Below are 15,274 nucleotides of genomic sequence, written 5' to 3' on the forward strand. Positions count from 1 at the left end.
GTCAGCCGCCGCAGCTCTCGCGCACGATCAGGTCGGTCGGAATGCGTTCCGAACGGCCGACGGAGTCGCCGGGGTTGTCGATCAGCTTGGACACCAGCAGGCGTCCGGCCTTCATCGTGTCCTGCGCGATGGTCGACAGCGCCGGACGCGCGTAGCGGCTGAACGGCACATTGTCGAAGCCGATGACGGAGACGTCCTCCGGCACCCGCAGTCCCGCGTGCAGCAGCGAGCGCACGGCGCCCAGGGCGATCTGGTCCGAGGCGCAGACGATGCCGTCGAACTGCACGCCGCGGCGGATCAGGCCGTCCACCGACGCCTCGGCGGACTCGACCTCGAAATGAGCCTCCATGATCAGGTCCGGGTCGACGCCCAGCCCGGTCTGCTCGAGCGCCTCGAGGTAACCGCGGTGCCGCTGCATGGCCTCGGGCGGATCGAGGTCGCCCAGGAAGACGATACGCTTGCGCCCCAGCCGGGCCAGATGCCGCGTCGCGCGGCGTCCGCCGGCCAGGTTGTCCGAGCCGACCGAGCAATAGAGCTGGTCCGGCATCTCGGCGCCCCAGACGACGAAACGCCCGTCCGTCTCGGCCAGCCGGTTGAGGCTCTGGTGCAGGAAGGACTGCCCCAGGAAGATCACGCCGTCGGCGCGGGTGTTCATCGCCGCCGACAGGTCGTCGTAACTGGTCGGGGCGAAATGGCTCATGATGACGTCGCAGCCGCGCTCGCGCGCCGCCTCGCCGACGCCGGCCAGCAGCTCCAGGAAGAACGGATCGCTCAACCGGCCCTCGCGCCCCTGCGGACGCGGCGTGACGAGGGCGATCACCCCGTCGGCGCCGACCGGACCGGAGGGCATGTAGCGGCGGAACGGATAGTCGTGCTCGCGCGCCAGCTTCCAGATAAGTTGCTTGGTCCGGGCGTTGACCGCCGGGCTGTCGTTCAGCGCCCGCGAGGCCGTCGAGATCGACACGCCCGCCATCTTCGCCAGATCTTCAAGGCGGGTGTTTCGGCGGCTCACGTCACGGCTCCGGCTGGACTCACGGCTGCAAAATTTGCTGCAAACCTTGCTTGTTCTGCGCCGTCACGGTCGCGCTTGGCAAGTCCTGTTCGATGGAGCGTTCCCTCATGCTGACCCGTCGCCTGCTGATCTCGAGCACGGCCCTCATGGCGGCCCTGCCCGCCCCGGCCTTCGCCCGCCAGACCGCCACGACGGCGGCCCCGGTCGGCGCCGCCTCGCCCGGCGGGGTCCTGTCGGTCACCGTCGGCGTCACCGGCGAAGGGCGGCCCGAGTACACCGTCTCCCGCCTCGGCCAGCCGGTCATCGCCGCCTCTCGCCTCGGCTTCATCCTGACGGATGCGCCCAAGCTGGAGCGCAACTTCACCGTCACCGCCGACGCCCCGACGCAGCATGACGACACCTGGGAACAGCCCTGGGGCGAGCGGCGCTCGGTCCGCAATCGCTACACCGAATTCCGCGTCCACCTGACCGAGCGCAGCACGCTGGGCCGCCGGGTCGATGTGGTGTTCCGCCTGTACGATGACGGTCTGGGCTTCCGCTACGAGTTCCCGGAGCAGCCCAACCTGACCACCGTCCGCATCGGCGACGAACTGACCGAGTTCGCCGTGGCCGAGCCGGGCACGGCCTGGTGGATCCCGGCCTTCGAGTGGAACCGCGAGGAGTATCTCTACAACCGCACCGCCATCGAGTCCGTCGGCGTCGCCCAGACGCCGATCACCCTGCGCACCGACAACGGCCTGCACGTCTCGATCCACGAGGCGGCGCTGGTCGACTATTCGGCCATGAACCTGCGCCGGGTCGAGGGCGGGCGGCTGAAGGCGGCGCTGACGCCGGGCCTGACCAATGCGGCGGTCGAACGCACCGCCCCCTTCACCACCCCCTGGCGCACGCTGCAGATCGCCGACCGCGCGGGCGATCTGGTGGAATCCAGCCTGATCCTGAACCTGAACGAGCCCAACAAGCTGGGCGACGTGAGCTGGTTCAGGCCGATGAAGTACGTCGGCATCTGGTGGGACATGCACCTGGACCGCAAGACCTGGGGCTCGGGTCCCAAGCACGGCGCGACCACCGACTACACGCTCAGGCACATCGACTTCGCGGCCGAGCACGGCTTCGGCGGGGTGCTGGTCGAAGGCTGGAACAAGGGCTGGGACGGCGAGTGGTTCGGCAACGGCTGGGACTACAGCTTCACCGAGCCCTATGCCGACTGGGACATCGAGCGCATCGCCGCCTACGGCCGGACGAAGGGCGTCGAGATCATCGGCCACCACGAGACGGGCGGGAACGCCTTCCACTACGAACAGCAGATGGACGCGGGCTTCGCCCTGTACCAGCGCATGGGCTGGCATTCGGTGAAGACCGGCTATGTCGCCGACGCCGGAGGCGCGCGGGTGCGCGGCCCGGACGGTCAGGCGCATCTGAGCTGGCACGAGAGCCAGGAGATGGTCCGCCACCATCAGCGCGTGGTGGACTCCGCCGCCCGCCATCAGGTCGCGGTCAACGCCCACGAGCCGCTGAAGGACACCGGCCTGCGCCGGACGTATCCGAACATCATCAGCCGCGAAGGCGCGCGCGGCATGGAGTACAACGCCTGGGGCCAGCCGGGGAATCCGCCCGAGCACGAGGTCAATCTGGTCTTCACCCGCCTGCTGGCCGGTCCGATGGACTTCACGCCGGGCATCTTCGGCATGACCACGCGCAGCCCGGACGGCGTGGCCACGACCTGGGCCAAGCAGCTGGCGCTGTATGTGACCATCTACAGCCCGATCCAGATGGCCGCCGACGTGCTGGAGAACTACGAGGCCAACCCCGGCCCGTTCCAGTTCATCAAGGACGTGGTCACCGACTGGGAGGACACCCGCGTGCTGAACGGCGAGGTCGGCGACTACGTCACCATCGTCCGCAAGGACCGCAACTCCGACCAGTGGTTCCTCGGCGCCATCACTGACGAGGAGCCGCGCGCGCTGAAGGCCCCGCTGTCCTTCCTCGACCCCGGCCGCCGCTATCGCGCGGAGATCTACCGTGACGCCCCCGGCGCCCACTGGAAGACCAACCGCGAGGCCATCGAGATCCTGACGCAGGAGGTCACCGCCGCCGACACCCTGGACCTGCGCCTCGCCCCGGGCGGCGGCCAGGCCATCCGCTTCGTTCCGCTGGGCCGGGGCCGCCGCGCATGAGCGAGACCCTGACCGCCCTCGCCCGCGTCCGCCCCCGGCTCAGCCGGCTGGCGATCTGGAACATGTGCGTCGGCTTCTTCGGCATCCAGATCGGCTTCGGCCTGCAGAACGCCAACACCAGCCGGATCTTCCAGACCCTCGGCGCCGAGGTGGATTCGCTGGCCATCCTGTGGATCGCCGCGCCCCTGACCGGCCTGCTGGTCCAGCCGATCATCGGCCACTTCAGCGACCGCACCTGGGGCCGTCTCGGCCGCCGTCGGCCCTACTTCCTGGTCGGGGCCATCCTGACCACCCTGGCGCTGTTCGTGATGCCCAACAGCCCGTCGCTGTGGATCGCCGCCTCCATGCTCTGGGTCATGGACGCCTCGATCAATGTGACGATGGAGCCCTTCCGCGCCTTCGTCGGCGACAACCTGCCGGAGGAGCAGCGCACCACCGGCTATGCGATGCAGAGCTTCTTCATCGGCGCGGGGGCGGTGTTCGCCTCCTGCCTGCCGTGGCTGCTGTCGAACGTCTTCCACGTCGCCTCGACCGCGCCCGGGGGCGTCATCCCCGACAGCGTCCGCATCTCCTTTTACGTCGGCGCGGTCGGCCTGCTGACCGCCGTCCTGTGGACCGTCTTCACCACCCGCGAGTACAGCCCCGAACAGATCGCCGCCTTCGAGGCGGATCGCGCGACCGCAGCCGAGGGCGACTCCGCCGCGCTGCGCCCGGCCGGCCGCTGGCTGACCGGCGGCCTGATCTGGATCGCCGTCGGCGCGCTCGGCTTCTGGGGCGTGATCGCCGCAGGCCTGGCCAAGGACCTGCTGATCCTCACCGGCTTCATCGCGGGCTTCGGCCTGCTGCAGGTCGCGGTCGGCCTGTTCCGGCGCGTGCAGGCCTCCAACGGCCTGACCGAAATCCTCGGCGACATCTTCGCCATGCCCCGCACCATGCGCGGTCTGGCCGTGGTCCAGTTCTTCAGCTGGTTCGCCCTGTTCGCCATGTGGATCTACATGACCCCGGCGGTGACGGCCGTGCATTTCGGCGCCGCCGACGCCACCTCCGCCGCCTATGGTCGCGGCGCCGACTGGGTCGGTGTCCTGATGGGGATCTACAACGGCGTCGCCGCCCTGGCCGCCTTCCTGATCCCGGTGCTGGCCCGCCGCATCGGCAAGCGCGGCGCCCACGCGGTCAATCTGGCGCTCGGCGCGGCCGGTCTGGCCGGGGTCTTCCTGATCCGCGACCCGGCCCTGCTGTGGCTGCCGATGATCGGCGTCGGCTTCGCCTGGGCGTCCATCGTCTCGATGCCCTACGCCATCCTGTCCAGCGCTGTGCCGGGCCGGAAAATGGGCGTCTACATGGGGGTGTTCAACATCTTCATCGTGGTGCCCCAGCTGGTCGCCGCCACCCTTCTGGGCGCCCTGCTCAAGGGCCTGTTCGGCGAGCAGGCGATCTGGGCCCTGGTCATCGGCGCGGTCAGCTTCCTGATCGCCGCTGGCGCCAGCCTGCGGGTCCCGCAGGAGGCCGCATGACCCCGGACCGCCGCTCGATCCTCGGCCTGATGGCCGCCCTGCCCTTCGCGGCGCCGGCCCTCGCGCGCGCCGATGCACCCGCTTCGGGACGACTGGTCGAGCATCCGGCCCTCGTCTCCGCCCACGCCGCCCCGCGCGATGTCACCGTCTGGCTGCCTCCGGGCTATGACGCGGCGCCGGACGCGCGCTGGCCCGTCCTCTACATGCACGACGGCCAGAACCTGTTCGACGGCGCCCGCGCCGCCTACGGCAAGGAATGGGGCGTCGACGAGCATCTGGCCCGGCTGATCGCGGGCGGGCAGGTTCGCGCCCCTATCGTCGTCGGGGCCCACAACACCCCGCTGCGCCTGCGGGAGTATGTGCCCGCCGACCTGCTCCGGGCCCTGCCCGACGACATGCGCGGCGACATCCAGTCCATCTATGGCGGCGAGCCCCTGTCGGACGGCTACGTCCGCTTCCTCGCCGAGGCGCTGAAGCCGCTGATCGACGGCGCATACCGCACCCTGACCGGACCGGCCGACACCGCGATCATGGGCTCCAGCATGGGCGGCCTGATCTCCCTCTATGCGATGATGAAGCGCCCGGACGTCTTCGGCGCCGCCGGCTGCGTCTCGACCCACTGGCCGCTGAAGGTCGAGGGTCTGGAGGCGCCGCAGCAACTGAACCCCTGGCGTGAACGGCTGGTCGCCGCCTGGACCGGCGTGGTTCGCGCGGGCTTGCCGGACCCGGCTACGCACCGGCTGTATTTCGATCGCGGCGACGAGACGCTGGATCAGTTCTACGCCGTCTTCCAGAGCCGTATCGACGACGCCGTCCGCGCCGCCGGCTGGGGCCCGGATCGCTTCCGCTCGCTGGTCTTCCCCGGCGCCGAGCACAACGAGGCCTCCTGGAACCAGCGCCTCGACGTTCCCCTGACCTTCCTGCTTCCGCCTGCCTGAGAGTTCGCCCCATGCGCATGTCCCCCCTCCTGCTCGCCGGCGCCGTGTTCGGCCTCGCGGGCTGCTCCACCCTTGAAGGCCTGATGCCGGGCGCGCCGTCCGAACCGGCGCCGAACGTCGTGGCGATCGCCCCCGGCGCGCCGGGCGACGTCCCGACCTGGGTCAACGCCGCCAAGACCGGCGCGGGCGCGTCGTACGAAGCCTATGTCGACGGCCGCTATCGCGACGGCGGCCGGACCGGGACGGTGTCGAAGGTCTGGTTCTCGCTCGCCGACGGCGTCCTGACCGAGACCATGTACGGCCTGATCCACGAGGCGCAGATCAAGCAGATGCGCTTCGCCGTGGTCACCTCCACCGGCCTGTCGGTGGAAGGGACCGACACCACCAGCCGCACCGAATACCTGCATGTCGACGCCCAGGGCCGCCCCCTGTCGCCCGCCTACCGGGTGATCACCACCGACAAACAGGGCCGCTACGAGATCGAGAAGCGGATCTACACCGACCCGGATCGTCAGGCCCTGGTCGTGCGGGTCTCGATCCGCGCCCTGGGCGGCGACGTCACCCCCTACCTGCTGCTGGAGCCGCACATCGGCAACACCGGCGTCGGCGACAGCGGCGACGCGGTCGCGGGCGGCGGGACCGAGGACGCGGCCCTGTACGCCTGGGAGGGCGACACCCACCTGGCCCTGCGCAGCGACCGTCCGTTCACCCAGGCCAGCGTCGGCTTCGTCGGCGCGTCCGACGGCCTGACCGATCTGGCCGACGGCCGTCTGGACACCGTCTATCGCTCGACCGGCGAGACCACCGGCAACATCATGCTGACCGGCGCCCTGCCCCGGGTGCGCGGCGGCCAGAGCCTCGAACAGGACTTCGTCATCGGCTTCGGCCGGTCGCGCCAGGACGCCCGCGCCGCCGCGGGCGGCAGCTTCGACACCGGCCTCGATGAAGTCCTCGCCCGCTTCAACGGCGAGGGCGAGCGCACGGGCTGGGAGGACTATGTCGCCTCCCTGACCGAACTACCGCGCCTTGCGGAACAGGCCACCGACGGCGGCCGGCTGGCCTACGCCTCGGCCCTGATGCTGAAGGTGCAGGAGGACCGCACCTACGCCGGCGCCCTGATCGCCTCGCTCAGCAACCCGTGGGGCGACACCGTCGACGCCACCAACAGCTCGACGGGCTACAAGGCCGTCTGGCCGCGCGACTTCTACCAGGTCGCCATGGCCATGCTGGCGCTGGGCGACACCGAGACCCCGCACGCCGCCTTCCAGTACCTGCCGCAGGTCCAGGTCCGCGCAGACACGCCCGGCAACACCGGCTCGACCGGCTGGTTCCTGCAGAAGACCCACGTCGACGGCGAGATCGAATGGGTCGGGGTCCAGCTCGACCAGACCGCCATGCCCATCATGCTGGGCTGGCGTCTGTGGAAGGCCGGCATCGTCTCCGACGCCGAGATGGCGGCCATGTACAGCCGCATGATCAAACCGGCCGCCGACTTCCTCGTGGACGGCGGCACGGCGGGCCTGCTGTGGAATGACCGCCGCATCACCCCGCCCTGGACCCAGCAGGAGCGCTGGGAGGAACAGGAGGGCCACTCGCCCTCGACGACCGCCGCCGTCATCGCCGGCCTGACGGTCGCCGCCGACCTCGCCCGCGCCTCGAACGACACCGCCTCGGCCGAGCGCTATCTCGCCGCCGCCGACGACTACGCCTCGAAGGTCGAGTCCCGGATGTTCACCACCTCGGGCGCCTATGGCGACGGCCGCTATTTCATGCGCCTCAGCCGCAATGACGATCCGAACGACCACGGCCTGCTGGGCGAGAACAACGGCCAGCCCGCCATGCCCGAGGACCGCATCATCGACGGCGGCTTCCTGGAGCTGGTCCGTTACGGGGTGCGCGGCGCCCTGGCTCCGTCGATCGTCGACTCCCTGCCCGAGTACGACGACCAGGCGCGCGAGGATCGCTTCCGCGTCCGCTACGATCTGGACGGCGCCCCGGGCTTCCGCCGCTACGGCAACGACGGCTACGGCGAACAGGCCGACACCGGCGGCAACTACGGCGTCGGCGGGGTGATGCATCCCGGCCAGCGCGGCCGGGTCTGGCCGATCTTCACCGGCGAACGCGGCCATTATGAACTGGCCGCCCTGCTGGCCATGCCTTCGGCCTCGCGCGAATGGATGGACGCCCAGGTCAACGGCATCCGCCAGACCTATGTCCGCGGCATGGAGAGCTTCGCCAACGACGGCCTGCTGCTGCCCGAACAGGTCTGGGACGGCGTCGGCGACGACACCGCCCACGACTATCGCCGCGGCCAGGGCACCAACTCCGCCACCCCGCTGGCCTGGTCGCACGCCGAGTACATCAAGCTGCTGCGCTCGCTGGCCGACCGGCAGGTCTGGGACCGCTACGCCCCGGTCGCGGAGCGGTACGCGCGCTGACTCTGGCGCGGAGCGATGGACGGGGCTAACGAGGACGCATGACCTCCGGCCCCGTCCTCGTCACCGGCTCCGCCGGCTTCATCGGCTTCCACACGGCGCAGCGCCTGCTGGCGCGCGGCGAGACCGTGATCGGGGTCGACAACCTGAACAGCTACTATGATCCGGCGCTGAAGCAGGCCCGGCTGGAGCGGCTGCAGGCCAACCCCAACTACATCCACAACACCCTGGACCTCGCCGACCGCGAAGGCATGGCCGCCCTGTTCGCGACCCACGCCCCGCGCCGCATCGTCCATCTCGGGGCCCAGGCGGGCGTCCGCTACAGCCTCGAACAGCCCGAGAGCTACGTCGACTCCAACGTCGTCGGCTTCCTGACCATCCTCGAGGGCGCGCGGGCGGTGAAGGCGGAGAACCTCGTCTTCGCCTCGACCAGCTCGGCCTTCGGCGCCAACGGCGCCCTGCCCTTCTCGGTGAAGCAGGGCGTGGCCCATCCGCTGACCGTCTATGCGGCCACCAAGATCGCCAACGAGGCGATGGCCCACTCCTACTCCCACCTGTTCGGCTTCCCCTCGACGGGGCTGCGCTTCTTCACCGTCTACGGACCGTGGGGCCGCCCGGACATGGCGCTGTTCAAATTCACCAACGCCATCCTCGAAGGCCGACCGATCGACGTCTACGGCCACGGCAAGATGGAGCGGGACTTCACCTACGTGGACGACATCGTCACCGGCGTGGTCGCCGCGCTCGACAATCCCGCGACCGTCGATCCGGACTGGAACCCGCAGGCGCCGAACCCGTCCACCAGCGGGGTCGCTCCCTGGCGCATCCTCAACCTCGGCGCCGGCCGTCGCGAGCAGCTGATGCGCTATATCGAGGTGCTGGAAGAGGCCCTGGGCCGCAAGGCCGAGCTGAACATGATGCCGGTGCAGGACGGCGACGTGGCCCGCACCGAGGCCGACGTCAGCGAGACCGAGGCCGCCCTCGGCTACCGCCAGTCCACCCCCATCGACGTCGGCGTCCGCCGCTTCGTCGACTGGTACCGCGACTTCTATCAGGTCTGATCGACAAGGCTCTTGCGCCACGGCCAAGCTGACCCCAATATTGGCAACACTGATTGTTACCATTTAGTCATTCAAGGCCCTTTCCCATGGCGTCACGCTTCCTGTCCTCCAACACCCCGCTGGCGCTGGCCGCCCTGCGGATCATGTCCGGCCTGCTCTTCCTGGCCCACGGCACCCAGAAGTTCCTGTCCTTCCCGCTCGGCGAACGCGCCGGTTCCGGTCTGGCCCTCGACAACCCCGGCGCCTTCGCGGGCATCATCGAGCTGGTCACCGGCGTCCTGATCGCCCTGGGCCTGTTCACCCGCCCGGCCGCCTTCGTCGCCTCGGGCACGATGGCCGTCGCCTATTTCCTGGCCCACGCCCCGCAGAACGCCTTCCCCGTCAACAACGGCGGCGACGCGGCGATCCTGTTCTGCTTCGTCTTCCTGTTCCTGGTCTTTGCGGGCCCGGGCGCGCTGAGCGCCGAAAAGCTGCTCAAGAAGCGCGGCTGATCCGCCGACACTCCGGCGACAAAAAAGGCGGGGCCCTCGCGGGTCCCGCCTTCTTCGTATCCGCCGGTCAGACGTCTTACGGAATCGGGTTTCCGTTCACGTCGACCACCTGCACGTCGCCGAAGCCCAGCGCGCGGATCTTCGGTTCGATCTGGGCCCGGTCGCCGACGATGACCCAGGTCGTGGGGCCGGCGCCGACCATCGCGCGGGCGGCGGCGGTGGCGGCGTCCGGCGTGGTGGCGTTCACCCCCGCGGCATAGCTGTCATAGAAGTCCTCCGGCAGGCCGTAGGTGACCATCCGGGCCATGTCGCCCAGCACCGCGCCGTTGGTCTCCCATTCGCCGGCCAGACCCTGCACCAGATTGGCGCGGGCGGCGGCCAGTTCGGTCTCCGTCAGCGGACGCGACCCGACCACCTCGGTCAGTTCGCGACGCAGTTCGACCAGGCTCTCGGCGGTCTTGTCCGCCTGCACCCCGGCGCTGACCACATAGGCCCGCTCGCCGCGCGCGGTGCGAACCCCGCCCGAGGCGCCGTAGGACCAGTGCTTGTCCTCGCGCAGGTTCATGTTGATCCGGCTGGTGAAGGCGCCGCCCAGCGCGGTGTTCATCGTCTCGATCGAGGCCTGGGTCTGCGCGTCGAAGGCCGGGGCGATGCGGCCGCCCATGATCATCGACTGCGGACCGGCGCGGTCCACGATCAGGATGCGCGGCGTGGCCGGAGCCTGCGGCAGGGCCGCGGCCTCCGGACGGGCCGGGAGCGCCGCGGACGGCGCGCGCCAGCCGGCGAAGGCCCGCTCCAGCTGCGGCTGCAGCTCGGCCAGGGTCGTGTCGCCGACCACCACCAGGGTGGCGTTGTCCGGACGGAACCAGGTGTCGTGATAGGCGTGCAGCGCCTCCGGCGTCAGGGCCCCGACCGAGGCCTCGCTGCCCGAGGTCGGGCGGCCGTTGGGGTTGTCCGCGCCGTACAGGTCCGCCGCCAGCACCCGGTTGGCGATGGCGCCCGGGTTGCGGTTCGACTGCTGGATGCCCGAGATCTGCTGGGCCCGGCCGCGCTGGAAGTCTTCCTGACGGAAGGCCGGATTCTGGACCACGTCGGCGAACAGGGCCAGCGACGGCTCGATCCGCGACTCGATCGCCGTCATGCTGACGGTGGTCGAGTTCACGCCCGAGCCCGCGCCGAGGGTGGCGCCCAGGATTTGCAGCCGGTCGCTGATCTCCAGCGCGTCCAGCGACTCGGTGCCGTTGGTCAGCACCGTCGAGGTCAGGACCGCGGCGCCCTGCTGGCCGGCCGGATCAACGGCCGAACCGGCGTCGAAGATCAGGTTCATGCTGACGGTCGGCACCGCGCTGCGCGGCACGAACATCACCTTCAGCCCGTTCGACAGGGTCGCGTGCTGGATCTCCGGGAAGTCGGCCAGCGGCGCGGCGGCCGGGACCGGCATCTGGCTGCGATCCACGCCCGTGGCCGAGGCGGCGTATTCGGGGAAGGGCACGACCTCCAGCGTATAGCTGCCGTCCTGCAGCCACTCCCGGCCCGCGCTGGTCAGGTTGGTGGGGGTCGCCGACAGGATGCGCTGGTAGCTGACGCGCCAGGCGCCCGGGTCGCCGTGGAAGACCTGGCTCTCGGCCAGACGGTCCGACTTGCCGCCGAAGCCGCCGATCCGCTCCAGCCCGCGCACATAGCCGGCGCCGTTCGAGGTGCGGGCGCGTTCCAGCTCCTCGGCGGTCGGGCCGTCGCGCAGCAGGCGGGCCATTTCCTCATCGACGATCGCCTCGATCGCCGCCAGGTCCTGTCCGGGCTTGGCCGTCACGGTGACCAGGAACTGGCTGCCGATCTCGCCTTCCGACACCCCGGCCGACACGCCGGTGGCGACCTGGTCGTCGAACACCAGACGCTTGTAGAGACGCGAGTTGCGGCCGGTCGACAGGATGTCGCCCAGCAGGTTCAGATAGTCGGTGTCGGCCTCGCCCGCGGGCGGCACGTTCCACACCTTGTACAGGCGCGGCTGGCCGACACGGTCCTGCATCACCTCGCGCGAGGCGCCGGTCATGCGGGCGATCATCTGCTGCGGATGGGTGACGGGCGGTCCGGGCGGGATGTCGCCGAAATACTGCTCGACCTTGGCGCGGGCCTCTTCCGGGGTGATGTCGCCGGCCAGGACGATGGTGGCGTTGGCCGGACCGTACCAGGTGCGGAACCAGGTCTGCACGTCCTCCAGGCTGGCGGCGTCGAGGTCTTCCATCGAGCCGATGACCGTGTGGCCGTAGGGGTGGTCGGACGGATAGGTGGCGTTGGTGATCGCGTCCCAGACGCGCCCGTAAGGCTGGTTCTCGCCCTGACGCTTCTCGTTCTGCACGACGCCGCGCTGCTCATCGAGGCGGGCCTGGTCGACGGCGCCCAGCAGGTGGCCCATCCGGTCGCTCTCCAGCCACAGGATGCTGTCCAGCGCCGAGGTCGGCACGTTCTGGAAATAGTTGGTGCGGTCCTGGCTGGTGGTGCCGTTCTGGTCGGTCGCGCCCAGACGCTCGGTGCCCTTGAAGAAGTCGTCGTTGAAGTTCTCGGACCCGTTGAACATCAGGTGCTCGAACAGGTGGGCGAAGCCCGAGCGGCCCACCGGCTCGTTCTTCGAGCCGACGTGGTACCAGATGTTCACCGCCACGATCGGCGCCTTGTGGTCCTCGTGGACGATCAGGGTCAGGCCGTTCGGCAGGACGAAGCGGGTGTAGGGAATGTCCACGTCCGGCAGCGGCGCGAGGCGCTCCTGCGCGGCGGGCGCGGCCGCCATCGCGGCGGGGGTCTGGGCCTGGGCGGCGCCGGAAGCCAGAAGGACCGCCGCGGCGGCGCCTCCCAGCAGGATGGGACGGATCGAACGCATGCAGGCACCCCCTGAAAGTGAAACCGCCCGGGGCCGCGAGGCCGGACCGGGCGCGACAGTGGTTATCCGTCTGCAACCGGCTCGCAAGCGATTTGAAATTGCGTTTTTGTAATCTTCGCGGCCCCATCTCGCAGATGCGAGGCCGAAAGGCAGGACCGTGCATATTCCTTGGCTGGGACCTCCGCCCGCGCAGGAGATGACGAAGTATTGCGCCGCACACGAAATGAATTGCCTGCGGCGCTGCAATAGGGTCCTATCCCTCTCCGCGGCGTCGAACGCGGGTTCGGGCCGAGCTTTCTGACATTCTGCCCTTCGGACGCCGCGCCCATGATCCGTAAATCGCTCGCCCTCGCCGCCCTCGGCTGTCTGGTCGCAGGCCCCGCATTCGCGGCCGCGCCCGCCGCCCCGGCTCTTCTGGCCCATCAGGCGGCGCTGGAGCTGAACGAGGCCTCCTCGGCCTGGATCCTGACCTCGACGGCGCTGGTCCTGCTGATGACCCTGCCGGGCCTGGCCCTGTTCTACGGCGGCATGGTCCGCCGCAAGAACGTCATCGCCACCATCGCCCATTCGACCGCGGCCCTGGCCATCGTCACCGTGCTCTGGTTCGTGGTCGGCTACAGCCTGTCGTTCGGGACCGGACCCGAGGCCGTCAACGGCTTCGTCGGCGGCCTGCAGGCGGCCTTCCTCAACGGCGTGACCCCGACCACGGCCCACAGCCTGGCGCCCGGCCTGCCCGAGTTCCTCTGGATCGCCTACCAGCTGACCTTCGCCATCATCACCCCGGCCCTGATCGCCGGCGCCTTCGCCGAGCGGATCAAGTTCTCGGCGTCGATCCTGTTCTTCTTCCTGTGGCACCTGATCGTCTATGCGCCGATCTGCCACCAGGTCTGGGGCGGCGGCTGGCTGGGCAGCTGGGGCGTTCTGGACTTCGCCGGCGGCGCGGTCGTTCACGTCAACTCGGGCGTGGCCGGTCTGGTGGCCGCCATCGTCCTGGGCCAGCGTCACGGCTTCGGTCGCGACAACATGGCCCCGCACAACCTGGCCTTCACCGCCATCGGCACCGGCCTGCTGTTCGTCGGCTGGCTGGGCTTCAACGCCGGTTCGGCCTGGGCGGCCGACGCCATCGCCAGCGTCGCGGCCCTGAACACCATCCTCGCCGCCGCCGCCGCCGCCATCGGCTGGACCGCGGTCGAGTGGTTCCACCACAAGCGCCCGACCCTCCTGGGTCTGCTGTCCGGCATCGTCGCCGGTCTGGTCGGCATCACCCCGGCGGCCGGTCTGGTCGATCCCAAGGGCGCCTTCTTCATCGGCATCCTGTCGGGCCCGGCCTGCTATGCGGGCGCGGTCTGGCTGAAGAAGCTGCTCAAGTACGACGACAGCCTGGACGCCTTCGGCATCCACGGCATCGGCGGCATGGTCGGCGCGATCCTGACCGGTGTCTTCGCCTCGGCGGCCATCAATCCGGTCGGCGAGGGCGCCGATGTGGTCAAGCAGATCCTCGGCCTGCTCGCCGTCATCGCCTGGTCGGGCGTCGGCACCTGGGTGATCCTGATGATCTGCAAGTTCACGACGGGCCTGCGTGTCACCAGGGAAGACGAGATCGAGGGCCTCGACTACACCCAGCACGGCGAGACGATCCACCAGTAGGGGCTGCCGTTTCACCTCTCCATTCGCCCCCAAGCGAATGGAGAGGACAGACCGGCGCGCCAGCGACGGTCAGGTGAGGGCGGCTCGGTGGTGACAGGGGACGCCTCGAACACCGGTGTCGGCGGGCCAACGTCAAACGCCTGCGCCGCCCCCTCCTGATCGCTGCGCGATCTGTCCTCCCCATCGCCCTGAAGCGGGCGATGGAGACGTGAGCCGGTTCCCCACGCCAGCCCTTCCCCCCTCCCCGCCTTCCCCGCTACAACCGGAGCCATGAGTTCCGCCCCGCTTCCTGACGCCGGCTCCAACTGGGTCGATCGCCATGCGCCCGAGGGGCTCAAGCCCTGGCTGAAGCTGGGTCGCTTCGATCGCCCCATCGGCATCTGGCTGCTGCTCATCCCCGGCTGGCAGGGGATCGCGCTGGCCCTCGCCGCCGAACGCCGCACCTCCAGCCTCCATGACCTGTGGCTGGTCGTCGGCTTCGCCATCGGGGCCTGCCTGATGCGCGCCGCCGGTTGCGCCTTCAACGACATCGTCGACCGGGACATCGACGTGAAGGTCGCCCGCACCGCCGCCCGCCCGGTCGCCTCCGGCCGGATCAGCGTGAAGAAGGCGCTGGCCTTCACCGTCGGCTGCTCGCTGGTCAGCCTGCTGATCCTGCTGACGCTGAACATCTTCGCTGTCCTGCTCGGCGTGGCGTCCCTCGCCCTCGTCGCCGCCTATCCCTTCATGAAGCGGATCACCTGGTGGCCGCAGGCCTGGCTGGGGCTGGTGTTCTCGTGGGGCGCGCTCGTCGGCTGGACCGAGCTGCGCCCCGACGGGTCGCCGGCCGACTGGGCGGCGCTCGCCGCGCTCTATGCCGGCACGATCGCCTGGGTGATCGGCTACGACACGATCTACGCGCTGCAGGACCGCGAGGACGACGCGCTGGTCGGCATCCGTTCGAGCGCGCGCGCGATGGGGGCGCACGTCCGCGGCGGCGTGGCGATCTTCTACGCGCTGGCTGTCGCGCTGTGGGGCCTCGCCTTCTGGCTGCTGCGCCCGGACTGGCTGTCGCTGCTCGCGCTCGCACCCGCCGCGGCGCATCTCGCCTGGCAGGTGCTCACGCTCGACACCGAGGACGGCGA

10 protein-coding genes are annotated in these 15,274 nt (G+C 70.0%); 8 read left to right on the forward strand and 2 right to left on the reverse strand.

From position 1 onward, the window contains the following. Nucleotide 1: 1 nt before the first annotated feature. Nucleotides 2-1,012 (reverse strand): LacI family DNA-binding transcriptional regulator, encoded by a 1,011-nt coding sequence (locus tag VGE03_RS01085; RefSeq protein ID WP_331044618.1) that lies wholly within the window; start codon nucleotides 1,010-1,012, stop codon nucleotides 2-4. 107 nt (nucleotides 1,013-1,119) lie between these two features. Here VGE03_RS01085 and VGE03_RS01090 point away from each other — a divergent pair, with 107 nt between their 5' ends. From VGE03_RS01090 to VGE03_RS01115, 6 genes are all read left to right on the forward strand, one after another. Beyond that, complete coding sequence (locus VGE03_RS01090; protein ID WP_331044619.1) at nucleotides 1,120-3,189, forward strand: glycoside hydrolase family 97 protein; 2,070 nt, start codon at nucleotides 1,120-1,122, stop codon at nucleotides 3,187-3,189. Further along, the gene (locus VGE03_RS01095) at nucleotides 3,186-4,703 is read left to right on the forward strand and encodes an MFS transporter (RefSeq protein WP_331044620.1); all 1,518 of its coding nucleotides are present in this window, start codon (nucleotides 3,186-3,188) and stop codon (nucleotides 4,701-4,703) included. The genes VGE03_RS01090 and VGE03_RS01095 overlap by 4 nt, the downstream gene beginning before the upstream one ends. Beyond that, the gene (locus VGE03_RS01100; RefSeq protein WP_331044621.1) at nucleotides 4,700-5,641 is read left to right on the forward strand and encodes an alpha/beta hydrolase; all 942 of its coding nucleotides are present in this window, start codon (nucleotides 4,700-4,702) and stop codon (nucleotides 5,639-5,641) included. The genes VGE03_RS01095 and VGE03_RS01100 overlap by 4 nt, the downstream gene beginning before the upstream one ends. A gap of 83 nt (nucleotides 5,642-5,724) precedes the next feature. Continuing rightward, nucleotides 5,725-8,079 (forward strand): glucan 1,4-alpha-glucosidase, encoded by a 2,355-nt coding sequence (locus VGE03_RS01105; protein ID WP_414644866.1) that lies wholly within the window; start codon nucleotides 5,725-5,727, stop codon nucleotides 8,077-8,079. 38 nt (nucleotides 8,080-8,117) lie between these two features. Continuing rightward, nucleotides 8,118-9,137 (forward strand): NAD-dependent epimerase/dehydratase family protein, encoded by a 1,020-nt coding sequence (locus VGE03_RS01110; protein WP_331044623.1) that lies wholly within the window; start codon nucleotides 8,118-8,120, stop codon nucleotides 9,135-9,137. 86 nt (nucleotides 9,138-9,223) lie between these two features. Further along, nucleotides 9,224-9,628: a DoxX family protein gene (locus tag VGE03_RS01115; RefSeq protein ID WP_331044624.1), complete on the forward strand. Its 405-nt coding sequence runs from the start codon at nucleotides 9,224-9,226 to the stop codon at nucleotides 9,626-9,628. 76 nt (nucleotides 9,629-9,704) lie between these two features. On the opposite strand, the gene VGE03_RS01120 is transcribed toward VGE03_RS01115, so the two are convergent. Next, nucleotides 9,705-12,365 carry a M16 family metallopeptidase gene (locus tag VGE03_RS01120; RefSeq protein ID WP_414644867.1) on the reverse strand — a complete coding sequence of 887 codons (2,661 nt, stop codon included), beginning with the start codon at nucleotides 12,363-12,365 and terminating at the stop codon, nucleotides 9,705-9,707. Nucleotides 12,366-12,830: 465 nt separating this feature from the next. On the opposite strand from VGE03_RS01120, the gene VGE03_RS01125 reads away from it, so the two are divergent. Together VGE03_RS01125 and ubiA are read left to right on the forward strand one after the other, a co-directional pair. Continuing rightward, complete coding sequence (locus VGE03_RS01125; RefSeq protein ID WP_331044626.1) at nucleotides 12,831-14,150, forward strand: ammonium transporter; 1,320 nt, start codon at nucleotides 12,831-12,833, stop codon at nucleotides 14,148-14,150. A 270-nt stretch (nucleotides 14,151-14,420) separates the two neighbouring features. Next, a partial coding sequence (gene ubiA, locus VGE03_RS01130) for a 4-hydroxybenzoate octaprenyltransferase (protein ID WP_331044627.1) occupies nucleotides 14,421-15,274 on the forward strand: 854 nt, incomplete at its 3' end.

Origin of the sequence: Brevundimonas sp., from assembly GCF_036400995.1 — a bacterium.
Lineage (GTDB): Bacteria > Pseudomonadota > Alphaproteobacteria > Caulobacterales > Caulobacteraceae > Brevundimonas.

Bases quoted from the DNA above. Each gene is read 5' to 3' on its own strand.
- VGE03_RS01090 (WP_331044619.1), top strand. From the start codon at position 1,120: ATGCTGACCCGTCGCCTGCTGATCTCGAGCACGGCCCTCATGGCGGCC.
- VGE03_RS01095 (WP_331044620.1), top strand. From the start codon at position 3,186: ATGAGCGAGACCCTGACCGCCCTCGCCCGCGTCCGCCCCCGGCTCAGC.
- VGE03_RS01100 (WP_331044621.1), top strand. From the start codon at position 4,700: ATGACCCCGGACCGCCGCTCGATCCTCGGCCTGATGGCCGCCCTGCCC.
- VGE03_RS01105 (WP_414644866.1), top strand. From the start codon at position 5,725: ATGCCGGGCGCGCCGTCCGAACCGGCGCCGAACGTCGTGGCGATCGCC.
- VGE03_RS01110 (WP_331044623.1), top strand. From the start codon at position 8,118: ATGACCTCCGGCCCCGTCCTCGTCACCGGCTCCGCCGGCTTCATCGGC.
- VGE03_RS01115 (WP_331044624.1), top strand. From the start codon at position 9,224: ATGGCGTCACGCTTCCTGTCCTCCAACACCCCGCTGGCGCTGGCCGCC.
- VGE03_RS01125 (WP_331044626.1), top strand. From the start codon at position 12,831: ATGATCCGTAAATCGCTCGCCCTCGCCGCCCTCGGCTGTCTGGTCGCA.